18 protein-coding genes, 1 tRNA gene and 1 other RNA gene are annotated in these 21,756 nt (G+C 34.5%); 6 read left to right on the top strand and 14 right to left on the bottom strand.

The window, feature by feature from the left end:
- Positions 1-143: 143 nt before the first annotated feature.
- The 6 genes from rnpB to ettA all read right to left on the bottom strand — a co-directional run bounded on the left by rnpB (position 144) and on the right by ettA (position 8,463).
- Positions 144-534: RNase P RNA component class A (gene rnpB, locus ACFIL2_RS07160), an RNA gene on the bottom strand.
- An 83-nt stretch (positions 535-617) separates the two neighbouring features.
- Positions 618-1,127 carry a lytic transglycosylase domain-containing protein gene (locus ACFIL2_RS07155; protein WP_375633015.1) on the bottom strand — a complete coding sequence of 170 codons (510 nt, stop codon included), beginning with the start codon at positions 1,125-1,127 and terminating at the stop codon, positions 618-620.
- A 1,306-nt stretch (positions 1,128-2,433) separates the two neighbouring features.
- On the bottom strand, positions 2,434-2,811 hold the full coding sequence (locus ACFIL2_RS07150; RefSeq protein ID WP_375618214.1) for a hypothetical protein: 378 nt from the start codon (positions 2,809-2,811) through the stop codon (positions 2,434-2,436).
- 1,566 nt (positions 2,812-4,377) lie between these two features.
- The gene (locus tag ACFIL2_RS07145) at positions 4,378-4,638 is read right to left on the bottom strand and encodes a hypothetical protein (protein ID WP_375633017.1); all 261 of its coding nucleotides are present in this window, start codon (positions 4,636-4,638) and stop codon (positions 4,378-4,380) included.
- 650 nt (positions 4,639-5,288) lie between these two features.
- Positions 5,289-6,227, bottom strand: a complete 939-nt coding sequence (locus ACFIL2_RS07140; protein WP_375680370.1) for an ArsR/SmtB family transcription factor — start codon at positions 6,225-6,227, stop codon at positions 5,289-5,291.
- Between the two features lie 586 nt (positions 6,228-6,813).
- On the bottom strand, positions 6,814-8,463 hold the full coding sequence (gene ettA / locus ACFIL2_RS07135) for an energy-dependent translational throttle protein EttA (RefSeq protein ID WP_375633021.1): 1,650 nt from the start codon (positions 8,461-8,463) through the stop codon (positions 6,814-6,816).
- Positions 8,464-8,623: 160 nt separating this feature from the next.
- On the opposite strand from ettA, the gene ACFIL2_RS07130 reads away from it, so the two are divergent.
- Positions 8,624-9,160, top strand: coding sequence for a hypothetical protein (locus tag ACFIL2_RS07130; protein WP_375618210.1), 537 nt, complete (start codon positions 8,624-8,626; stop codon positions 9,158-9,160).
- 46 nt (positions 9,161-9,206) lie between these two features.
- Positions 9,207-9,815 carry a bifunctional nicotinamidase/pyrazinamidase gene (gene pncA / locus ACFIL2_RS07125; protein ID WP_375618209.1) on the top strand — a complete coding sequence of 203 codons (609 nt, stop codon included), beginning with the start codon at positions 9,207-9,209 and terminating at the stop codon, positions 9,813-9,815.
- Between the two features lie 451 nt (positions 9,816-10,266).
- Here pncA and ACFIL2_RS07120 read toward each other — a convergent pair whose 3' ends face one another.
- Complete coding sequence (locus ACFIL2_RS07120; protein WP_375633023.1) at positions 10,267-11,319, bottom strand: DUF475 domain-containing protein; 1,053 nt, start codon at positions 11,317-11,319, stop codon at positions 10,267-10,269.
- A gap of 358 nt (positions 11,320-11,677) precedes the next feature.
- On the opposite strand from ACFIL2_RS07120, the gene ACFIL2_RS07115 reads away from it, so the two are divergent.
- Positions 11,678-12,217, top strand: a complete 540-nt coding sequence (locus ACFIL2_RS07115) for a helix-turn-helix domain-containing protein (protein WP_375611979.1) — start codon at positions 11,678-11,680, stop codon at positions 12,215-12,217.
- A 390-nt stretch (positions 12,218-12,607) separates the two neighbouring features.
- Entirely contained in the window at positions 12,608-12,787 is a 180-nt protein-coding gene (locus ACFIL2_RS07110) for a YegP family protein (RefSeq protein WP_375680369.1), read from the top strand.
- Positions 12,788-13,316: 529 nt separating this feature from the next.
- Here the strand turns inward: ACFIL2_RS07110 and ACFIL2_RS07105 are convergent.
- The 3 genes from ACFIL2_RS07105 to ACFIL2_RS07095 all read right to left on the bottom strand — a co-directional run bounded on the left by ACFIL2_RS07105 (position 13,317) and on the right by ACFIL2_RS07095 (position 14,406).
- Positions 13,317-13,487: a hypothetical protein gene (locus ACFIL2_RS07105; RefSeq protein ID WP_375621377.1), complete on the bottom strand. Its 171-nt coding sequence runs from the start codon at positions 13,485-13,487 to the stop codon at positions 13,317-13,319.
- A gap of 52 nt (positions 13,488-13,539) precedes the next feature.
- Positions 13,540-13,851 carry a hypothetical protein gene (locus ACFIL2_RS07100; RefSeq protein WP_375613354.1) on the bottom strand — a complete coding sequence of 104 codons (312 nt, stop codon included), beginning with the start codon at positions 13,849-13,851 and terminating at the stop codon, positions 13,540-13,542.
- Between the two features lie 306 nt (positions 13,852-14,157).
- On the bottom strand, positions 14,158-14,406 hold the full coding sequence (locus ACFIL2_RS07095) for a hypothetical protein (protein WP_375633025.1): 249 nt from the start codon (positions 14,404-14,406) through the stop codon (positions 14,158-14,160).
- Positions 14,407-15,162: 756 nt separating this feature from the next.
- Between ACFIL2_RS07095 and ACFIL2_RS07090 the strand changes: the two genes are divergently transcribed.
- The gene (locus ACFIL2_RS07090; protein WP_007347852.1) at positions 15,163-15,477 is read left to right on the top strand and encodes a helix-turn-helix domain-containing protein; all 315 of its coding nucleotides are present in this window, start codon (positions 15,163-15,165) and stop codon (positions 15,475-15,477) included.
- Here ACFIL2_RS07090 and ACFIL2_RS07085 read toward each other — a convergent pair.
- Together ACFIL2_RS07085 and ACFIL2_RS07080 are read right to left on the bottom strand one after the other, a co-directional pair.
- The gene (locus ACFIL2_RS07085; protein WP_375633027.1) at positions 15,401-15,592 is read right to left on the bottom strand and encodes a hypothetical protein; all 192 of its coding nucleotides are present in this window, start codon (positions 15,590-15,592) and stop codon (positions 15,401-15,403) included. The two genes, ACFIL2_RS07090 and ACFIL2_RS07085, sit on opposite strands and share 77 nt — an antisense overlap.
- Before the next feature lie 1,698 nt (positions 15,593-17,290).
- Positions 17,291-17,367 (bottom strand) — tRNA-Ile (locus tag ACFIL2_RS07080).
- 171 nt (positions 17,368-17,538) lie between these two features.
- On the opposite strand from ACFIL2_RS07080, the gene ACFIL2_RS07075 reads away from it, so the two are divergent.
- Positions 17,539-18,282 (top strand): SIMPL domain-containing protein, encoded by a 744-nt coding sequence (locus ACFIL2_RS07075; protein WP_375633029.1) that lies wholly within the window; start codon positions 17,539-17,541, stop codon positions 18,280-18,282.
- A gap of 29 nt (positions 18,283-18,311) precedes the next feature.
- On the opposite strand, the gene ACFIL2_RS07070 is transcribed toward ACFIL2_RS07075, so the two are convergent.
- Positions 18,312-18,773 carry a YcgN family cysteine cluster protein gene (locus ACFIL2_RS07070; RefSeq protein WP_375680368.1) on the bottom strand — a complete coding sequence of 154 codons (462 nt, stop codon included), beginning with the start codon at positions 18,771-18,773 and terminating at the stop codon, positions 18,312-18,314.
- A gap of 610 nt (positions 18,774-19,383) precedes the next feature.
- A complete protein-coding gene (rpoD, locus tag ACFIL2_RS07065; protein ID WP_375611971.1) occupies positions 19,384-21,399 on the bottom strand; it encodes an RNA polymerase sigma factor RpoD in 2,016 nt (671 codons plus the stop codon).
- Between the last annotated feature and the right edge of the window lie 357 nt (positions 21,400-21,756).

The following is a 21,756-nucleotide window of genomic DNA, read 5'->3' as shown; positions in this document are numbered from 1 at the left end:
CCAAAACAGATCCTAACGCATTATACTTAAAGAAATGTTATAATTTTTTAAAACACTCTTTGCTCAAGTGTCCATTTCAAACACATAGACTCCATAAAAGACCATATATAATTGATCTTATAAAATATCGCGTATCATCATGAAATATCAGTCGGCCTATAAGCCGGGTTCTGTAGAGTAAAGCTTACACTTTACATGGCAACCATTCATCTGGGACGGATGTTACCATCCGCCTCGTGCAACCTACCCGAATGACTCGCCCGGAAATCGGCTGCAAATTAAATTTTGCACGTCATTTCTATTTGGTCTTGCTCCCGGTGGGGTTTACCTTGCCACATTCATTACTGAATGCGCGGTGGGCTCTTACTCCACCCTTTCACCCTTACCTATAAAAATAGGCGGTTTACTTTCTGTGGCACTTTCCCTAGGGTCACCCCTGCCGGGTGTTACCCGGCACCGTCTTTCCATGGAGCCCGGACTTTCCTCACCTGCCGTATTTCAGTATCAGACAAGCGCGGCTGCCCAGCCGACTGACATACTAATTTATAAAACATTTTCTGCTCCGTGAAAATAGCATCTTAAAATATTTTATGACAAACCTCTCTCAACAGATGTTTTTATTTTAATGAAGCCAGATAAGTCTTTACTTTTGCGCAATATTTCGCTGAAATAGAATTCATTTTTTTTGCAGCATGGCCTGCATTATATTTAAGGATTGTACCACATGTACTTCCACCACTGAGTTTATAGGCCCGTGCCAAATAACGCATACCATATTCAAGATTGGTCGCAGGATCATACAAATCCTGTACAGAACCACTAAAGCCCAACCCTCGTGCCGTAGAGGGTTTAATTTGCATTAAACCTATTTCGCCAGCAGCCCCCTTTATACCTGCCTTATAATTACTTTCAACTTTTACAACAGCATGTGCTAAATTAACGGGAACATTATATTTATTCGCAAGTTTCTGAATAAGAAACTCATAAGGACGATCAGGAATCTTAGAAGCAACAATCACTGAGGATTCTCCTGATTCCGCAACATTTAAGACACTATGAGTCCAACTTACATCAAATACAAAAAATACAGCACACGCTGTATTTAACAAGATTTTCAAAAATTGCATTTTCTTTCTCTTTACTCAAACATTCTCAAATTCTAGCTGCAAATAATTTGCAAACGTATTGTACAAAAAAAGAAAGCAAAAGAACGGCTTGAAAAAGGAAAGAGTAAGACAATTTCAAGATAAAATTCTGCAACAAAAGAAAATCTCTTTATGCACAAATTATAGATTTATCTATATCATAAAGTAAAAAAATAAAGAGACTATAATTAATCTTATATCGTATTAAATAAAATGATATAATTTGTAAATTTCTGCTATCACTATTGTATCACTCAATTTTTATATTAAAAAAATAGCATCTTAAAGAGAGACAAGAACATCTTTTTACCGAAGATCCTCAATATCAAAAAAGTTTCACAAAAAATATAAACTGTTATCAACACTTCTCTCTGGTTAATAAACACCCACAGCACTCTTTATGTCCGATAAAACCCCAACAAATCATAAAACAAATCCCCGCTCCCATCATTGCGCATAAAAAATTCATAAATATACTAAAACCATCATACTCTTTATCAATTCAAAATATTGCAACAGACTTTTAGCTCTCAAGATGCCTCAAAGAAGCTTTTTACTTCTTTTTTTGAAAGAGCTTTTATCCACACAAGCCTCTCACTTGTAGTGCACAAGAAAGTGATTTTGATTTTTTCACCATGAATAAATTTAAAACGAGAGAATTTTGCAATTCTTAAGATTCTCACTTAATATGAAAATGACAAATTATCATTATAAAACAATATGCTAAAAAAGCTATATCCGTCTTTATCTCTACAACAAAGCTTAACAATTACTTTTGTCTGTTTTTTTGAAAAATGTTAGGAAACTCAATACCCCCAAAGCCTTTTAAATAAAAATAAACCCTCATCTTCATTCAAATATTTTTTCTTTGTCACAGACTACCATCTTATCAGCCTTGCACCTCATTTTCAGAAATCATACAAGTGGATAAATATCCTAAAATCCGTAGAACAAAGAAAGCTTAAATCCTTTAAAAAATTTTTATTTTCTCATATCAAATAAAAAAATAACCGGCATATAAAACACGGTTAACGTGTTTTTTTATAGTCAATACTGCTTTTGTCATTGTAGCGATTGATAATGCAATTAACTTGGACCAATACCCTTGATAGACTTTCTATCACTCCTGTAATGATTGCAACATTACCCTTATACTCCAATTGCTTACCTTTTGAGAGATAAATTTTGTTAATACCTTACAAATTAATTATCTCCTCGCACTTTTCAAGACTTCACGAAAAGCTCTTGCTCCTTAAAATAAAACCCAAAAGCGCGATTAAAAAAATAGCTAAAAATAAGCATTAGCAATGGAAGGACGAGAAATCGCTTTTGAAAGAGCCATAGCAACAGTTTCACCAGATTTGTGAGCCTGCTCACGACTCTGACCACTTTTAAAAGCAAGCGCAATTACATCACGACGCAGCTGCGCAATAAACACCTCTTGCTGTTGAGGACTCATCTTAGAAAGATGCTTGATAATATCTGGAAAAGATACAGACAATCTCTCTAACAACTCCTCCTCTGTTACATCAAGCTTCTGAGAAGAAAAAGAAGAGCGACCGGAAAAAAACTGATAAACAGCACTACTTTGAGAAGCAAAAAAGACAGCGCCAAAAATAAAAAATACAAATAAAATAAAAACAATACGACGCGAAAAAGATTCCATTATCTCTTACCTAAAGATCATAGAACACAAACATAGATTTCTTTTATGATTCTCCTTATAGCATTCAACGATGCTTCAATAAAGAAAAATCAAATTATTGAAAATGAATACGCTAACACTATCCGCCCAACAAAAACTGCCCCTCTATGTATTTAGGTAGTATAGGCGAAACAATAACAGATCTTACACTTCCCCCTAATAACACGCTACAACATCCCCCAAAACAATTATAAAAAGCCTGACTGAGGAAATCCTCAGTCAGGCCAGACAATCTAGGGGATCCACGCGGGGGGGGGGAGGAGGTTCCCCGATCGTCCTCTCACATCAACCACTAAGATAGCCGATGCAATATTCTTGCTATGGAACAAAATTCTTTAAACAACAAGAAATTCTTATCATCTTCTACGCAAAAAAACATAAAAGAGTTATAAATTGTTTAAAAATGTTTAAATTTAGGCAAAAAAAGTTTAAAATGACCCAATTTGAAGCAATTTTATTTCAAGAGGCATCAATTGGAATCTACGATCATTATAACTTTTAAATAGTTTCTTTCATAACTCTGATAATCATAATCAAAAAAAACCGTAATTTCTACGTATCCACCCTATAAAAATCAAACTATATAAAAGTAGAATCACTTTTCCAACAGCAATCACCACAAAAATAAAAATGTAGATTTTTAAAATCTTATCTATCTTCATAAAAAATTCTGTAAATGATTATTAAAATATTGTCGCATCTCTCATGTAACAATCAATGAAGAATTTAAACAGCTTAATTTTATGAAAAAATGAGAACTCTGAAGGTATTTGTTTCGAATCACGTCCTATAATCATTCCAAATAACGATAAACTATTTTACAATAACCAACAGGCTCTAACGCATTTTAACATAACAAACCGAGATCAATGCAGACCGTTTCTCTTAATCTCTATCATTTAAATGATCCCGTAAAATAATACACACAGTAGTTTCTATGCTCAAAAATTGTTATAGTCTGTTCTTCTAACGTAAATAATGCATTGATTTACAATCATAACTCATCATTTTACAACTTACATGAGAGATCTCAAGAACGTGAGATTCCCTTATTTTAAACCTTCGTCTATTGAATCAATGAATAGCCATACTACGGCACATCACAAACAAGAAAAAGCATATGGATAAAAAACATAAAACGATGATGCCCTATCAATTTTACGCTATACTAACGGGCTGCATCATAAAATGAGCAGTAAGCATAAAAAGAAAAAATCACTTTTGGCAAGAAAAATGGACTTATTTAATAACCTTCATACTTCTCATGATAAAGAGATACGAAACTTTAGTGTAATATCACGCTTTTCTTTTCTACTTTCAGCCACGGACTATCCATAGATTATCGTCAATCTTATTTTTATGAATATAATGAAAAACACATAGACAAACGCCATATATGAATGCTTGTAAGAAGAAATAAACGTAAAGTCAGATACGCTATTATAACCATTGTTGTACAAAATGTTTTTAAAATTCAGAATATCACTCCAATCCATTACTAATTTATGAGTAATTTTATGGCGTCATCTACCAAGCTTTTACGTTTTCTATTACTTGTAAATCAACACCTGCTCCTAACATGGCAATATGCTTGAGATAAAGACTAGAGCAAATGAGAACCATGTAAACAGTCCCAGCTTTTATATGCCCAATTAGAGTAAAAATATTTACGTCTGTTTGAGTAATCTTAAAAAAGCCATCATTTATTTTGAACGAAACATAAAAGCCCAAAGATAAAAACCTATTGCCATCTTTACCATCCCTTTCATTTGCCTTTACGACTTTCAAACACGCTCATAACGCTGTGTTTTAAATAATGAAAATCATGCATTGTCTTACCCTTTTACCCCTTCGTCTTTTTAGAGCATCTTTTTGCACCCCTCACTAAAAATTCCAAGGTACTTCTTATCTAAGCACCTGTTTAAAGAAACATCGTAAGATCTATTGGGTACCACCATTTTTGACATTTATGAAGGTATGAGCCATCACTATATTATATTGTGCGCTATTACATCATATCGCCGCCGCTCTCATATTTAGAAATATGTATTTCCTTTTACAAACGGTATTATTTAGATAAATATCTTCTCTTGTAACAAACAAACAGACTCTTTTGGATTCTGCAACAGGAAATTTGAAATGAAAAAATATTCCTATATTCGAGCCTCTCATTGAAATCTAAAAAATCAATATATTGGCTAATAAAACAAATATGATATCAAGACACCTTAAATAACGATCCTCATAGGCTTAACTCTATAGAAGATGCTTTCATTACACAGTACACAGCCACCAAGCCCCTGTAAAACACCAATACTCTCATATAAAAACATAATACAAATGTAAAAAACAATAGATTATCAATGATTGAATAAAGTTTTATCTCTACGCTATTCCTTAAGAAAAATCAGAGAATAAAGCAGGTCAACAAACGCGATTTATGCAAAATTGACTTGTTTATCTTTGATATCGTCAACTAATAAACGCGGATCACGAGCAAGCCAAAGCGTAACCATACCTTTCTCACTGTTTTCATTTTGTATAGGAGTAAGACAAACCGTTTGTTCTAGAACAAGTCTCGTATTTTTAAGCCATTGTTCTATTTGTAAAGCCGAAAATCCAAAACGCGTATGTGCTTGATCAGAATATGAAGACTCAATTTCATGATAACCAAAATCCACAATCAATAAACGTCCATGAGGACACAAAACACTTGATATCTCATGAAGGAATATTTCAGGGTTTTCAAAAAAATGTAAAACCCAATGAAGAATAACTAAATCAAAAGTTGTATCTCCAACAGACAAGTGAAAAACATTGCTATCAAGCACGACTTGAACCCCATGCGTATAAAGATTAGAAAACAATTTTAAGATAGAGTCTTCACCTCTTCCAATATTCAGCATCGTCTGAAATGGTTTATCGCCAATGATTTCAAGTAAAGCGTTTTCTACACCATAATCTGCCATATAAGATGACCGTAATACATCCCGTTGCAACGCATTTTGTAAGAAATACTTCTTCCTCGTTTTTTGACGCTGCTTTTTAACATCCTTCAAACGTTCTAAATCATGCGCTAACAACACATCATTCTTTGGCAAAGCCGAAAGAACACCCATCACAATGTCTTCACCCCAAAAATCATGACAAAGCTTAAAATAAAGGCTATCCCCCTTCTGATAACGCTCAATCAATCGTGCTTCGTACAATAAACGTAAATATCGTGATATACATGCTTGCGACTGATCAAGAATAAAAATAAAATCAGGGATTGTTAAATCTTCATGATGTAAGAGCCTAAGAACACGTAAATGGCTTACTTCTGCGACCGCTTTCAGCAGCTCAACCATTGCATCTAAACTTGCACTTTTTTTCATAATTATCCCCTCAACATTCCTATAAACATTTGTTTATAGGAAAAAAATTCAAGTATACAACGCATATTCTCATCTATTTTGTGCTCTCTATTTTATCATACTATGAAAAAAATAGGCTAATGTAAAAAACGAACAGATCTTATCCATCTGCTTCTCATTATAATATTCATGATAAATCAATCCAAATCATTCTCTTACAGCTCATAAACAGAGAGGACATATAGATAAAAATATCTTTTATGCCCACCTCAAAACAAAAACTGTATACCATTGAGAAAAAATAAATAACATGATGATGCCAGCTTGCATTTTTATTAAGTAAAGATGGTAATGCTCAATGACCAGAGCATTTGTAGAAGTAGTGCTATACTCTTCATCTCCTCCTTTTCATTGCAATTTTACAAGAAATAACCGGTTATATATCATGATTAGAACAACCATATTTAGGCTATAATTTCATAAAGTGTCTCTTACTCTTTTCAATGAATAAAAACTCCCACAGAGTACACACACTCTTTATTTATGAAATAACAAACGCAATAAAATACACTATTATTCCAACAAAGTTGAGATAAGATAAAAAATTCTAGCGTGTAAGAGGTTTATAATTTGCATGCTTAGGATTAAGAGATTCCGCCCCAAGACGACGAACTTTATCAGCCTCATATTCAGCAAAATTACCTTCAAACCATTCTACATGACCATCACCTTCAAAGGCTAAAATATGTGTTGCCAATCGATCAAGAAACATACGATCATGCGATATGATAACTGCACAACCAGCGAAATTTTCCAATGCATCTTCCAATGCACCCAATGTTTCAGTATCAAGATCATTTGTCGGTTCATCAAGAAGAAGCACATTCCCCCCCTCTTTTAGAAGTTTCGCCAAATGTACGCGATTGCGCTGCCCTCCTGATAAATTTGCCACCTTCTGCTGCTGATCTGCCCCCTTGAAATTAAAAGCCCCGCAATAAGCGCGGCTATTCATCTCATATTTGCCTAATTTAATAATGTCATTTCCACCAGAAATTTCCCCCCAAACAGTTTTATCCCCCACCAAGGAATCGCGACTCTGATCCACATAACTCATGTGAACTGTTTCACCGATACGTATCTGACCTGAATCGGGCTTTTCCTGTCCCGTCAACATTTTAAACAAGGTCGACTTTCCCATACCATTGGCCCCAATAACGCCGACAATGCCACCAGCAGGAAGTTTAAAAGAAAGAGAATCAATCAATACACGTTCACCATAAGCTTTAGAGAGATTATCAACCTCAATAACAACCTGTCCTAATCTTTCTCCAATAGGAATAATGATTTGCGCCTCTCCAGGACGGCGCTCACGTGCTGCTTGAACCAACTCATCATAAGCCTTAATCCGAGCTTTTGACTTTGCTTGTCGCCCTTTTGGACTAGAAGCGATCCATTCTTGCTCACGTGATAAAGCACGTTGACGCGCTGCCTCTTCACGGCCTTCCTGAGCCAAACGCTTGGCTTTAGCCCCCAAATAAGCAGAATAGTTCCCCTCATAAGGAATACCTCTACCGCGATCTAATTCTAAAATCCAACCCGTTACATTGTCGAGAAAATAACGATCATGGGTTATCAAAAGCACAGCCCCAGGATATTCACGTAGATGCCTCTCAAGCCAAGCCGTCGTTTCAGCATCTAAATGGTTTGTCGGTTCATCCAAAAGTAATAAATCAGGTTTTGACAAAAGCAATTTACAAAGTGCAACACGCCGCTTCTCACCACCCGAAAGTTTTGTTACATCCCCATCGGCTGGCGGACAGCCAAGAGCAGCCATAGCCATTTCCACTTGACTTTCTAAATCCCAAAGATTCTGACTGTCAATAATGTCCTGAAGCTGTGCACTTTCATCAGCCGTTTCCTCGCTATAATTCATCATCAATTCGTTATAACGCTCAAGAACTTCCTGTTTATCTGCAACACCTTCCATCACATTACCACGCACATCTTTGCTCGCATCAAGCAAAGGTTCTTGTGGTAGATAACCACAGCGAGCTCCTTCAGAAATCCATGCTTCTCCCGTATATTCCTTATCTAGCCCAGCCATAATACGTAAAATAGTTGACTTCCCTGCACCATTCGGCCCTAAAATACCGATCTTCGCATCTGGATAAAAAGACAAATGAATATTTTCTAGAACTTTTTTATTGCCGTAAGACTTGTTAAGCCCAGCCATATGATAGATAAATTGACGTGCCATAAATTTCTCTTTATATTATGCGATATTAAAGATTAGGATTTTGAAAAAACTGCTTTTGCTTTTTGAAACTGTACAGTAAATAGCACTTACGTCGTATCAAAAGCTTTCGCTTTATATTGGTACATTTTTTCTAATCTCACAAGCCCCAGTATGGTCCTGAATGCAAAAAAACATCCCCCTAAAGAGCAAAAAGCAAATCTTTTTAGCTGTACCTGAAACCTGTTATCAAACATTGCCTCTCTTTTCCATACCAGATATAACATTGTATTTTTATCGTATTAAACCGACTTATCAATGTAATATGGTACCACAAAGAAAAGCAATTCTCTATGCGCCTTCTTTTCTCGCTTTATGGGCTTTATATTACGCAGTAAAAAATCCTTCTCTTTTTTCATCGATTTTTTGCTACGGAAAGCAATGGACTTCACCCCTTGCCTTGATATGGCTTAAATTACGTTTACAAAACGACCGCCGCCTTATGGGATCTGACGTTCCAAGCCCAATGATCATGAAAGCTTTGCATCAACACGTAGCAACAAATGAATACAGTGCACTTCCCATTGGTACGTGGTTACAATTCGTAAAAAACTATAAAACCAATTGTAAAAACTTATCCATTCCCCTCTTTTGGCTTGATAATTATAAAAATAATATCAATATCCAGCATATCATTTCAAAACTTCAAGACGACATATAGCTTTTTAAAAATACGATAAAAGCTCATCTCGTATAGGAATATATTTATGGAAAAAAAAGCCTTAATCGTCATTGATGTTCAAAATGACTTCTTACTAGGTGGAGCACTTGCCGTACCACAAGGTGATGCTATTTTACCCGCCGTCAATAATCTCATAAATCATTTTGATCACATTATCTTAACCCAAGACTGGCATCCCAAAAACCATTGCAGCTTTGCTTCCTGCTATCCTGAAAAAAAGCCCTATGATACAGTCACTCTTGACTATGGTCCTCAAATACTTTGGCCTGATCATTGCATACGAGGAACACAAGGAGCAGAATTTCATCCATCTCTTAGAGTGGAAAAGGCACAACTTATCCTTAGAAAAGGCTATAATCAAAAAATGGATAGCTATTCTGCTTTTCTTGAAAATGATCAAAAAACACCAACAGGTTTACAAGTTTATCTTAAAGAACATGGTTTTACTAAGCTCATTATGTGTGGCTTAGCAACTGATTTTTGTGTCGGATTTTCTGCTCTTCACGCTATGCAATGCGGTTTTAAAGTCAGTGTTTCATTAAATGCCTGTGCTGGTATTGATGTAAACGGATCACTAAACACTATGCTTAAAACAATGAACGAAGCCGGTATAGAACTTTTAATGGTCTCTTAAAATATCCTTCTCTAATCTACCATTATAATACACTGATTTATAAAGGATAAATTATTTTGCACATATTTAAGTAAGAGTTCAGAATATCGTAAATTCTCTCATTTCAAACCTGTTTCAAAACCATTCTCTTACACGTTACAAAGAGAATCCAATGTATGAATAGAAATCATTCAAAAAAACAGCAAAAAGGCCTCTTATGAACCATTAATGCAAAAGCTTGTCATAATATTGAAAGCTGGTAAAAAGTATAGCATCAGCTTTCTGTCTTATATTTAGGTCAAAAAGTATCCTAGAGATTGTATATTATTCCCTTCATGGGTAGTATTATGCAATAAACTCAACTTAAAAAAACGCAAATAAGCAATAAAATAGTATTTTATTTTGCATAAAAGACCTCTTTCTATTCAAAGATATGCGATAAACAAAAGTTTGAAAAAGGAAGAGATCTCCATTACTTAGATACAACATGTTTATCCAATTGACGATGCTTAAAACGAATCGAAGAATATAATGCCATTCCAATAATACAGACTCCCACAAGTCCTGTTAAAACTTCAGGAACCGATATAATCGTTTGCAGATACATAATCACTGCAAGAACTAGAATTGCATAAAAAGCACCATGCTCTAAATAACGATAATGCAATAATGTTCCTGATTCAACCAACATAATTGTCATAGAACGAACGTAAAATGCTCCGATACCAAGACCTATCGCAATAATAAAAAGGTTGTGTGAAAAGGCAAAAGCACCAACCACGCCATCGAAAGAAAAACTAGCATCAAGAACTTCTAAATAAAGAAACGCCCCTACTCCCCCGTGAGCTACTGTTGTTAAAGTCTTTTGAGGAGTATCCAAAAGATGACCGACAACTTCAACACCGATAAAGGTCAAAAGTCCATAAAGTGCTGCCAATAAAAAAGTTATTTTATTTTCTGCGTCAATCTGACCTGAAACCAATAAGATCAAAATCAAAACAATTGCAATATCAATTCCAACAAGCGCCCCAAACTTTTGAGCAGGTTTCTCTATAACATTAAGCCAATGCACTTCTTTTTCAGAATCAAAAAAATATTTTAAGCCAACCATCATAAGGAAAGTTCCTCCAAAAGCAGCAATCCCCATATGCGCATCGGTTAAAACTTCAGCATATCGATGTGGTTCCCATATCGCTAATTTGACTGCCGCAATTGGATTAATCCCAACAGCAACGACAACCACCAATAATGGAAAAACAATTCTCATCCCAAATACAGCTATCAAAATGCCCCACATAAGAAAACGACGACGCCACAATGGACTCATTCTACTAAGAACACGCGCATTGATAATAGAATTATCAAAAGATAAAGAAATTTCCAAAACTCCTAAAACAAAGCAAATAAAAAAATATTTAAGAAAACCAGTAATACTTTCCGTTTCAAACCAACCAATAACCCCTCCTAAAAAGACACCAATAATCGTGAAAAAAAAAGCAAACCCAAAATAGCGTAATAGGGCCATGATCATTCCTCAAAGTTTATTTTCTACTTCATCTAAGCACACCCAGTACCAATCCAAAGTTTGCATCTCTTTAAAGTTGCATCTATTAATGCAGAGGTGTATAGAATATATATGGTAAAGTTACATGAAAATTCTCTCAAAAAAAGCAAGAGACAAATGTAGCAACAAGGAATTTTGTTTTGAAGTGAATATCAATTGTCAATACAATAAGTGCAAGATTGCTTTCTAGCTACACAAATAAAAAAACAACAAGAAATTAAAGCTATAATATTGACATTATATCATAGAATATTAATACATAGTGTGCTTTTATTATTTAATGATTTATACCATGATGATTTACCGAGGGAGATAATTCGTGGCACGTCCTGAAACTGAATCAAAAACCATATTTGGAAAACGTTTACGTTATGTACGTCTTGCTTTAGGCGATCCATCACGTGAAACCTTAGCTAAAAGTTTTAGCATGACAAAAAATTCCATTGCTTTTTATGAGCGTGGAGAGAGAGAACCCAATCTTAGTGTCTTACAAACATACCGCACGTTATATGGTGTCAATATTAATTGGCTTTTAACTGGACAAGGAAAAATGTTTGACACCGAATATACAAAAGGTGATTTTGACTGGAATTATTTTATTAAAAAAATCGAGGGACTGGAAGAAACTCTTGCCGATAGTGATCGTAACGAAAAACTAAATCAAGAAAAAATCGACAGTTCTTATGAAAAATTGCAGCAATATTTGTCAAGACAAGGTTTATCAAATGGTTTTAATCCTAAAACTACAACCTCTCTTATCGATATGAAAGCTAAAATGGCCAATTCTTATACCCTTAGCTTATTCATTGATTTACTCATTCGAAGCGTATCCCAAAAAGAGGTTATAGCTAATCAATAAACGTCTATTTAAAAAGAAAAAACAAGAAATGATTAAACTCTACCAGTATGGAAAAAAGTATTTTTTACTTTATCCTTGCTGGTGAAATTTTATATAATTTATAAACTTTTTTCTGTAACGACAGAAAAATATTTGCGTTGTAAATGAAAGTATAGTGTCTTTAAATTAAAAAAAATAATTTTATAGTATAAAATTCTCATTCATATCTTATTGACAATAAATTTTTTCTTGTTAAAAGAATAATAGCTCTCATAGAAATTATTTTTTAAGGTCAGAAAATTTAAGGGGAATATATTGACGACTTCCTAGAGAGACATACATTAATGTTTACAAGCGGATTAGTTAAATATTTATCCTGAAAATTATCAGCTATTTTATGAGGTGGGAAGCATGTATTTTGAGGTGTTTCAAGGAGTTCACAATCAATGGTACTGGCGTTTAATCTCAGGAGATGCACAAAAAATTGCTTTTTCTAGTAAAGGTTATCCAACAAAACAAGATATCCTAATCAATATTAAGCAAATAAAAGAAATTACACATAAGGCTCTTATTAGAGAACTACAGTCCTAACGTTCTTTACCATTAAAACAAGCGTCTATTTTGTATAATGGTATGGGAGTCACTTTTGTGATAAATGAAAAGTGATTGATTTCCCCTCAATGAGAGGAAGTTCTGTATTATTTCTGACACTCACAAATAACAGTCATATTCTTACAGATTATATGTTTATTTTCAATCATACTCAAATCTCTATAGCCTTTATCAAAAAGAAAATCTTTTAAGTTTTGTATTTTTCATAAAAAATAAACGCACATGAAGAGAAGATAAATCATCAATGAGAAATATATGTACTCTACAAGATATTAATATCTTTTACGTTCATATTCCTCTTCTGTATCTGATAATCATAACTGACTTACCCATTTCATCTTCATAAAAAGCAAATATCTCTTTCTTTCTATTATCATGCAATTTTTTATACCTATTAGCTGAAACTATCGTAGCATTTATACCTTACATCTAAAAAGAACGTGCAAAATTGTTTCCAGTAATAATATAAAATTGCTGGATTGTATAGACGCGCTTTTTAATAACCAGCCTACCTATAAACTGGTTTATCATCATAAACTCTTATTTTATGATCAACGACGCTCTGTCTTATAAACTTAAATGTTGTCATAAAATCAGAGTAAACTTGAATATTCTCTTCCAATACAATCTCTCCATCAGCACCATAATTGGCTTCATTAAAGTTTATCTCTCTCGTCATTCCAATCTTCCTAACACATTTCCAAACCCTTTAATGCAAAATATGAATACAATCACTCTTTATCATCTTCAGATTTAAGCATTTTTTTATATTTCTTTTCATTTTTTTCATATTGCTTAATTTGTTTTTTCAGTTTTTCAATTGCTTGGTCACGTCTTTTAATCACCATACTTTGCTCTCTAATAGCCCTATCTCGTTCTTCAGTCATCTTCATAGAATCTCTTAAAAACTCATGCTTTATTCTTCTAGATTCCTCTTTTAAAATTTTCACTTGACTGCGATAATATAAAGAAAACCGAAATATAACCCCACTGCACAACAAAACAACAATCATTGCTCCCAATAAAATTTCGTTTACACTCATTTGGATCTCCCTTAATTGTCGCTCAAGTGATCATCTTGACCAATTTGTTTCATCCTCAATCAAAAAAAGAATGCAATAAATTGCATGTTCCAAGTGTGAACAGTCACTCTCGGCGTTCTTATTTTCTCCATTAAAGCATTGATAAATGACGCAAACAAATCTCTGAAAGCGGCTAAATCTACACTCACACCAATTATTTGCGACACGTTTATTGACACAAAATACAAAAAATAAGGAACGTCAAATAAAACTAACGACGCAATCCAATCATACAAGCCTTGCCCAAATCGTTCCTATCTTCCTTTTTTACGCCATGAGGAATGCGGCTATATATGAAAGTTTTTCATTATTACAAAAATCTTCAGTGTCACAAAGCACAGCATTTCTGTAAAATTTTTCCTTCCCACAAATCTTTACATCACCACAAACTAAAGCATCATTATAAACTCGAGCCTTTCTAAAATCACGAGTATCACCACAAAATTCAATACATTGAGCATTCAAAACTTGATCAAAAAAGACCGCATTAGCATAAACATATGCATCTCCACTCATATTCAAATAACGATAAAGTTCTTATTTTTCATAAACATGCGAACTCTTACGAACAACTAAACAACCATATGTTAATGCATTGTTATCAATAACAATATCATTATAAACACAGACTTCATTATAAACCGCAGCATCATAAAAACACATTCATCGCCATAAGGGCATTGATCGAATGTACAATTCTACCAAACAACCACCTTTGTGGATCAGATTACCTTCCTGTTTAATAAAATATCCAAGATCACTTTTTTGATATTTCCCATTTTTTTACGCATATATACGATATACCATCTGATAGTGATCTAATTTATTACAATAAAGAAGAAATCAGTATTCTTTGTCTATGCAATTTACATTTTTTCTACAGCCATTATCCTATCTCTTAAGGCTCTAAAGCTTCGTTATATTCACACACTACCTCAACGCAGAATTTTTTTTACAAATTCTGATGTTGGGGTATATCTTGATTTATAATGCTGCTACGTATACTATCATAGTGAAATCTCATAAACATACGAGTGTGTATCGCCCTTTCTGGTATACACATTTACTTTTTCACAACCGTGGAACTAAGCAACCATTTTTATTGATTCGAATCTGAAAGTGTATGGGGACATTTTGTTATTAGTTAAAAACAACTCTATATGCTTCCTTAGCGAAGAGCTACACATGGATATTTTCACGCTCCTTGTATCATATATTCTGGATTCGCAACGCAATATTAACGCTATAGCGTAAATATGTAAAGGTCTAAAAATGACAAAGACTGAAAAAGATTGGTTCCAACGCTTAGTTGAATTAATAAAAAGTGACGGACGAACAATGATTGAAATAAGCAGAGCTGCAGGCTGTGGACAAAATTACGTCCAACAAATGATAAATGGAGGCAAGAGGCCTTCTGTAGACAAACTCATGGCTATTTTGAATACACTGGGAAATGCTAGTGCCATATATGTAATAACTGGTTTCAACATCTCCGATGAAGACTTAAAACTCATAACTTTGATTTCGTCTGGAGATAAAAAGAAGATTGAAGCCTTAAATGTTCTGTTGAATGAGCAGAATCTGTAGAATCTGTAGAATTTTCTACTTTATCCAATATCGCTTGCTTTTGAGACGTCGATAAAGACTCCCATTTCACAATAATATCAGATAAAGTTGTTTCAAATTTTTTATCATTCTTCATAGTCATACTCCATGTAGTCACACTATATAACGCTAAAGCGTTTAAAATATATCTCATACCTTAGAAAAAAATATTTGCAATAGGCAGTATGGAAGCAATTGTGTACAAACTTATTTTACAAAATCAGATGAAGTTCTATTAGTCATGCACCATGGTGAAACAGAAAGCATCACACGATCCAGACCTTCTTATGAAAATTGGTATAATCTATCAAAAACGCGAATAATGTTACGCAGATCTTGCGATTCGGACCAATAAAAACTAATGTGAAAATATCCCTGAAGACACTCCTGAACTCTATATAAGAGAACACGAAAAAGCTTTTTGAAAAAAATACATCACAATTTATTCTACATAGCACCATCTATGTTTTTTTAACAATATTGCAAAGCAAGAATATAACAATGTTATAGGAATAAATTCTTATAAACAGAGCCACATTACCTAAAACTCTGTAACACGTTTACAGGTAACCTCCCCTCTAAACGCCCCTTGTAAATACTAATATAAGTCTCTATCATAAGCAAAAATGATACTATTAAAAAATAAAACGAATCACCACGCACAATCTTTGTACGTAAATTTTATACAGATTTACAACAAGAGAGAAATTCCCTTATGCAAATTATGAAGAATTATATTTTCAAAGTATGACTTTGAAGAAAAAGTATACTTTTCCAAAAAAACACCCTCCCTGCCAATAATTTTTCATAAGAGAAAAAACTCATAATAAAGATAAAACTCTCTATACGATCAATACGAGAAAAATGTTAGCAATACAAAAAAGTGCTAGGGTTACCGCAATATTGCCAATTCCTTATGAGAGTAAAATCAAAAAAGACGTCTGTTCTTCAATAATAATTCGGATCACATGAAAACTCTATAATTTAAACATTAAGCAAAAAATACACAAAAACAGAAAATGGCATTTTAATGAATTTTCCAATATCATAGAAAATTTTCTTACAGAATAATAAAATGCTTATTACAATAGAATCTGGATGATGCAAAGCGATAGAAATAATCACTCAATTGACTTTTCAAAGAACAATTAATAAAATTCTTTTCAGAAAACACGCCACCGTCACTATGAACAATATTTCTCAAAATATCAAATAGAATTCCTTTCTTGGGAAAAAAATATCAACAAATGTTATTATCATCGTTGCCCCATGATACATATGAATGCCCATAGATCACATTCTCTTATACACTAACCTTTCATCACGATGATGCTATTCGAACGTCTAAAAGACCTTAGCATCACTTAAGAAAAAAGCAAATTTACACTAAATGTTTTTTGAGCCATTTGTTCTGAACAGGTCCAATCTTTAAAATTGGTTTTATTGAGGTCTATTTATTTGCAGAACAAGTATAAATAAACTTATCCAATGAAGCTTTTAGCCTTCTATTTTATGAAGAACACCACACAGAAAAAGTACAAAACAGTATATGAATTAAGAAAGTAAATAGCGCCCCATATCAGTTAATCCAAATGCTAAAAGGTTGCAAATGAGAGAACTTCTTTGATGAGACTAAGAAAACATACCATCATATTAAAGCGACTGAGAGAAAAAACTGCAACAAACAACGACCAAAAGCTTCTAAAACAAACAGGAAAATAAATAAAAAACAAAAAAGGTAGAATCTCAAAACTTTTATATAAGCGATCCATTTTTCTATTGGACATTTCCCTATTGGTGGGCCCGGAGGGACTCGAACCCCCAACCAAGCGGTTATGAGCCGCTGGCTCTAACCAATTGAGCTACAGGCCCCACATACGGTTGTTTCTCTCTAAACTAAAATGCCCTATGATACAAGAGCTGACAAAGATTATAACCCATCTTTTTCTCTTTTCTATTGGTTTTTTTTTCAGTGCTCTAATTTCTTTACAAAAACTCTTAAAAATGAGAGAATAATTAACTGACAAATATAAAGGTATAGATATGATAGAAAAGAAAATTCAACCACTGAAGGGTTCTCTGGTTAAAACAGTTATATTAGCATTTACACTCTTAGCCACATCGTTGACTGTACGTGCTTATGCTGAAGAAAATAAAATGAAAAATGCAACGATTACAGTGACAGCAATCGGAGAAAGTCAAGCAGCACCGGATATGGCCATTATTAATCTAGCCGTTGTTACCTATGACAAAACTGCCCAAAAGGCATTAGCTTCCAATAATCAATCCATCAATGATATTATAAACGCTTTTAAAAACAATGGCATCCAAGAAAATGATTTGCAAACATCAGGCTTATCCATTTATCAGTCGACCTCTGATAAACACCACGAAAAAAAGAATAATGAAAAACTCTATCATGTTTCAAATTCTTTAACCGTGCGCATTCGTGATCTTACCAATGCTGGTAAAATCTTTGATCAAGCGATGACACTAGGTGTTAATTCAGTTAACGGCATTACTTTTACCAACGCAGATACAAAGCCATTTTATCAAGAAGCACGTAAAAAAGCCATTACTGAAGCCATTGAAAAAGCGCAAACGATAGCGCAAGCAGCCGATTTAAAATTAGGAAAAATTATTGAAATCAATGAAAAGGATGATTACTATCACCCAACACCACGGCTCATGAGTAGAGCAGCAGATGTAAGCTACGCAAATACAAATTTTGCAGGTGGTGAATTAAATTATAACGTGAGCGTCACTGTAGTCTTTGCGATCGATTAAGTCACAAACAAGTTGTATAAAAAATCATATTACTGGCCTTCACGTAGAAGACCAGTAATGTGATAAAGATAATCTTCCTCAGATAATAATTCGTCTTCGTAAATCTCTATTTGTCCGCGTGCAGAAATATGCGCTGTATGTATCGTCTGACAATCCCCTGATACCAATGGATGCCACCAATGAAGATCTTTTCCCTCATAAATTAATCTATAAGCACAACTTTCTGGAAGCCAACGCGCTGTTTTAACTATCGTAATATCTAGCGATATACAATCTGGTACAATTGATTTACGATGAGCATAATCTCGACACCTGCAAGTTTGCCCATCTAAAAGACGACAAGCAATACTGGTTGCATAAAGGTCACCCGTATCATCATCCTCAACTTTATGGAAACAACAACGGCCACAGCCATCACAAAGGCTCTCCCACTCAGAAATGGAAATCTCTTCTAATTTTTTTACTTTCCAAAAGGGAAGTTCTCCACTCATAAACTCAGACATACCTTTTTTAATTAAGACGATCTATAAAAAATGAAACGTTTAATTTCTATAATTTCATCTATTTCTGTCTCTTAAAAAGATTCAACTCAATGTATACTTTAAACCATGTTCTTAAAAGCTATCTGAATAAAAAGAGAATATTCAAAAATAGCGCATATAAATGAACATAACCTATTGAAACATCTCTTTGTAAACTTAACGAAGAATAAAATGCGTCACCTAAAATGATAGAAAAATTCCGCAAAGAATATACATTTTTCATCAAAAAGTCCGTATGTTGCAATATAAGTTTATTCCTAATAGATCTCATTTCTTAAAAACGAGCCGCGCTATACGCAAGGTAATGTTTTTATCGTTCATTTCTTGAAAGCCCCCTACTCTCTACTCCATAACCACCCTTTGCCCTATATCTATTCTTTTGAGACAGAGAAGTATAAAGCCCCAAAGCTAAGAAAAACATTAAACATCGTAAACTTTCTAGATTGTTCAAATTCTTCCTATGTTTTTCTCAAGAAAGTATCCAAGTACAACATGAAGCACCTCCCCCCTTCATTAAGAAGAAGGAGGAAGTTATTAAAATGCACACGAATTCCTTTATTTAAGAATCGAGAAAACTGCGCAATTTTCGTGAACGGCTAGGATGTTTCAATTTACGAAGTGCCTTTGCTTCAATCTGACGAATACGCTCTCTTGTAACTGAAAATTGTTGTCCTACTTCTTCCAACGTGTGATCTGTATTCATCCCTATTCCAAAACGCATCCGCAAAACACGTTCTTCTCGCGGTGTTAATGAAGCAAGAACGCGTGTTGTCGTATCTCGCAGATTAGCTTGGATAGCAGCATCAATTGGTAATAACGCATTCCTATCCTCAATAAAATCACCCAAATGGGAATCATCTTCATCACCAACAGGCGTTTCGAGAGAAATAGGTTCTTTTGCAATTTTAAGAACTTTTCGTACTTTTTCTAACGGCATAGAAAGCTTGCTAGATAATTCTTCTGGTGTTGGTTCTCGTCCAATTTCATGGAGAATCTGACGCGAGGTACGAACAATTTTATTAATTGTTTCAATCATATGAACAGGAATACGAATTGTACGTGCCTGATCAGCAATTGAACGTGTAATAGCTTGACGAATCCACCATGTTGCATAAGTTGAAAATTTGTAGCCGCGCCGATATTCAAACTTATCCACAGCCTTCATCAAACCGATATTGCCCTCTTGAATAAGATCAAGAAACTGCAAACCACGATTGGTGTATTTTTTTGCAATTGAAATGACAAGACGCAAATTAGATTCTACCATCTCTTTTTTTGCAATTGTTGATTCGCGTTCACCTTTCTGCACCTGCATAACAATCCGACGAAATTCACCAATCGAAATAGCCGTTTCTTGCGCAAGATTTTGTATCTCACTTCGCAGTTTTTGGATTTCTTTTGCTTCACGCACCGAAAACTCTTTCCAACCAGGTGTAGGCAAAGCAGCAATATAATTCATCCAATCTGCGTCCAATTCACGCCCTTGGTATTCTTTTAAAAAGTCCTCATGGCCAATGCCATAGCTATTGGCAATCCGTTTCAGCTTACCTTCATTATGAATCAATCTCTTATTGATGTCATAAAGCTGTTCAACCAAAGCTTCGATACGATTTTGGTTTAAAGAAAGAGATTTTACTGCTTGAATCAACTCACCCTTTAATTGAATATATTTCTTCTTCTGAGAAGATGTAAGGGCCCCCTCTTTACGCTCTGCCAAACTGCTTTCAACATGCTGATCTTGTAATTTTCGTAATTTTACATAGGTTTGAGCAATAAAATCCAATGTTTCCATAACTTGAGGACAAAGTTCATTTTCCATTGCAGCAAGCGATAAGTTAACATCGTCCTCGTCCTCTTCATCATCGTCTTCAATGTTTCTCTCTCCTGCGCTCTCCCCCATATTACGTATACCAGAAGACATTTTTTCTTCTACGGTCTTATCAACTTCACTTCGCTCAATAACAGGAGCCTGCTTTGCTTCTGGACCAGCATAAGTCGTTTCAAGATCAATAATTTCACGAAGAAGAATACGCTGCTCTTTTAACTCGTCACGCCAGATAATAAGAGCCTGAAAAGTCAAAGGACTCTCACAAAGTCCCGCAATCATTGTCTCACGCCCTGCTTCAATACGCTTAGCAATGGCAATTTCGCCTTCCCGCGAAAGAAGCTCAACAGCTCCCATCTCACGCAAATACATACGCACCGGATCATCCGTACGATCTGTTACTTCGCGTTTATTCGTTGTCGTTGCAATTGCGTGGCTAGAGGCTTCTACTAAATCACCCCCCTCTACCGTAACTTCTTCTTCATAATTTTCAGACTCAACTTCATCCTCATCATCCACAACATTAACCCCCATCTCAGAGAACATCGCCAAGATATCTTCAATTTGTTCGGATGTAACCTCGTCAGAAGGAAGAACTGCATTGAGTTCATCCATTGTTACGTAACCATTTTTTTTGGCAAGTTTAATCATTTTCTTGATGGCATCATCAGAAAAATCAAGAAGAGGACTATCCAAACTCGCTTGGTTTGTTACTTCTGCATTATCTTTCTGTTTAACCTTTGTTGCCATACCATAACTCCACTCGATCACTTCACAGTTTCCATGTGACCAGTTTTTTTGTTCTCACTAAAATCTACCAATAGTTACTCATATATACTTCCTGTTAAGAGATTACCATTGGAAAGAATACATTTTGTATACGCCCTGACATCCAGACAAACTTGACATCCAGACAAAAACGCGGGAAAACTCCAGAAGTTTCCCCGACACCTCTCAGCCCTTCTGAGATAATCTCTGCACCCTATCGTAAGAACCAATTTCCCGCTTTTCCTAAAATTTACCCGCTTTTCCTAAAATTTAATTGTCATCTTTATAAAAATGTCACTCCAAATAAACTTCCTCATCTAAAATTTAAGTGACTGATTC

This window comes from Bartonella sp. AP30XZML (genome assembly GCF_042195945.1).
Taxonomy (GTDB): Bacteria; Pseudomonadota; Alphaproteobacteria; order Rhizobiales; family Rhizobiaceae; genus Bartonella.
This window is presented reverse-complemented; position numbering and strand designations above follow the sequence as displayed.

Bases quoted from the DNA above. Each gene is read 5' to 3' on its own strand.
- ACFIL2_RS07155 (WP_375633015.1), bottom strand. From the start codon at position 1,127: ATGCAATTTTTGAAAATCTTGTTAAATACAGCGTGTGCTGTATTTTTT.
- ACFIL2_RS07150 (WP_375618214.1), bottom strand. From the start codon at position 2,811: ATGGAATCTTTTTCGCGTCGTATTGTTTTTATTTTATTTGTATTTTTT.
- ACFIL2_RS07140 (WP_375680370.1), bottom strand. From the start codon at position 6,227: ATGAAAAAAAGTGCAAGTTTAGATGCAATGGTTGAGCTGCTGAAAGCG.
- ettA (WP_375633021.1), bottom strand. From the start codon at position 8,463: ATGGCACGTCAATTTATCTATCATATGGCTGGGCTTAACAAGTCTTAC.
- ACFIL2_RS07130 (WP_375618210.1), top strand. From the start codon at position 8,624: ATGCAAAAAAACATCCCCCTAAAGAGCAAAAAGCAAATCTTTTTAGCT.
- pncA (WP_375618209.1), top strand. From the start codon at position 9,207: ATGGAAAAAAAAGCCTTAATCGTCATTGATGTTCAAAATGACTTCTTA.
- ACFIL2_RS07120 (WP_375633023.1), bottom strand. From the start codon at position 11,319: ATGGCCCTATTACGCTATTTTGGGTTTGCTTTTTTTTTCACGATTATT.
- ACFIL2_RS07110 (WP_375680369.1), top strand. From the start codon at position 12,608: ATGTATTTTGAGGTGTTTCAAGGAGTTCACAATCAATGGTACTGGCGT.
- ACFIL2_RS07105 (WP_375621377.1), bottom strand. From the start codon at position 13,487: ATGACGAGAGAGATAAACTTTAATGAAGCCAATTATGGTGCTGATGGA.
- ACFIL2_RS07100 (WP_375613354.1), bottom strand. From the start codon at position 13,851: ATGAGTGTAAACGAAATTTTATTGGGAGCAATGATTGTTGTTTTGTTG.
- ACFIL2_RS07095 (WP_375633025.1), bottom strand. From the start codon at position 14,406: ATGAGTGGAGATGCATATGTTTATGCTAATGCGGTCTTTTTTGATCAA.
- ACFIL2_RS07090 (WP_007347852.1), top strand. From the start codon at position 15,163: ATGACAAAGACTGAAAAAGATTGGTTCCAACGCTTAGTTGAATTAATA.
- ACFIL2_RS07085 (WP_375633027.1), bottom strand. From the start codon at position 15,592: ATGAAGAATGATAAAAAATTTGAAACAACTTTATCTGATATTATTGTG.
- ACFIL2_RS07075 (WP_375633029.1), top strand. From the start codon at position 17,539: ATGATAGAAAAGAAAATTCAACCACTGAAGGGTTCTCTGGTTAAAACA.
- ACFIL2_RS07070 (WP_375680368.1), bottom strand. From the start codon at position 18,773: ATGAGTGGAGAACTTCCCTTTTGGAAAGTAAAAAAATTAGAAGAGATT.
- rpoD (WP_375611971.1), bottom strand. From the start codon at position 21,399: ATGGCAACAAAGGTTAAACAGAAAGATAATGCAGAAGTAACAAACCAA.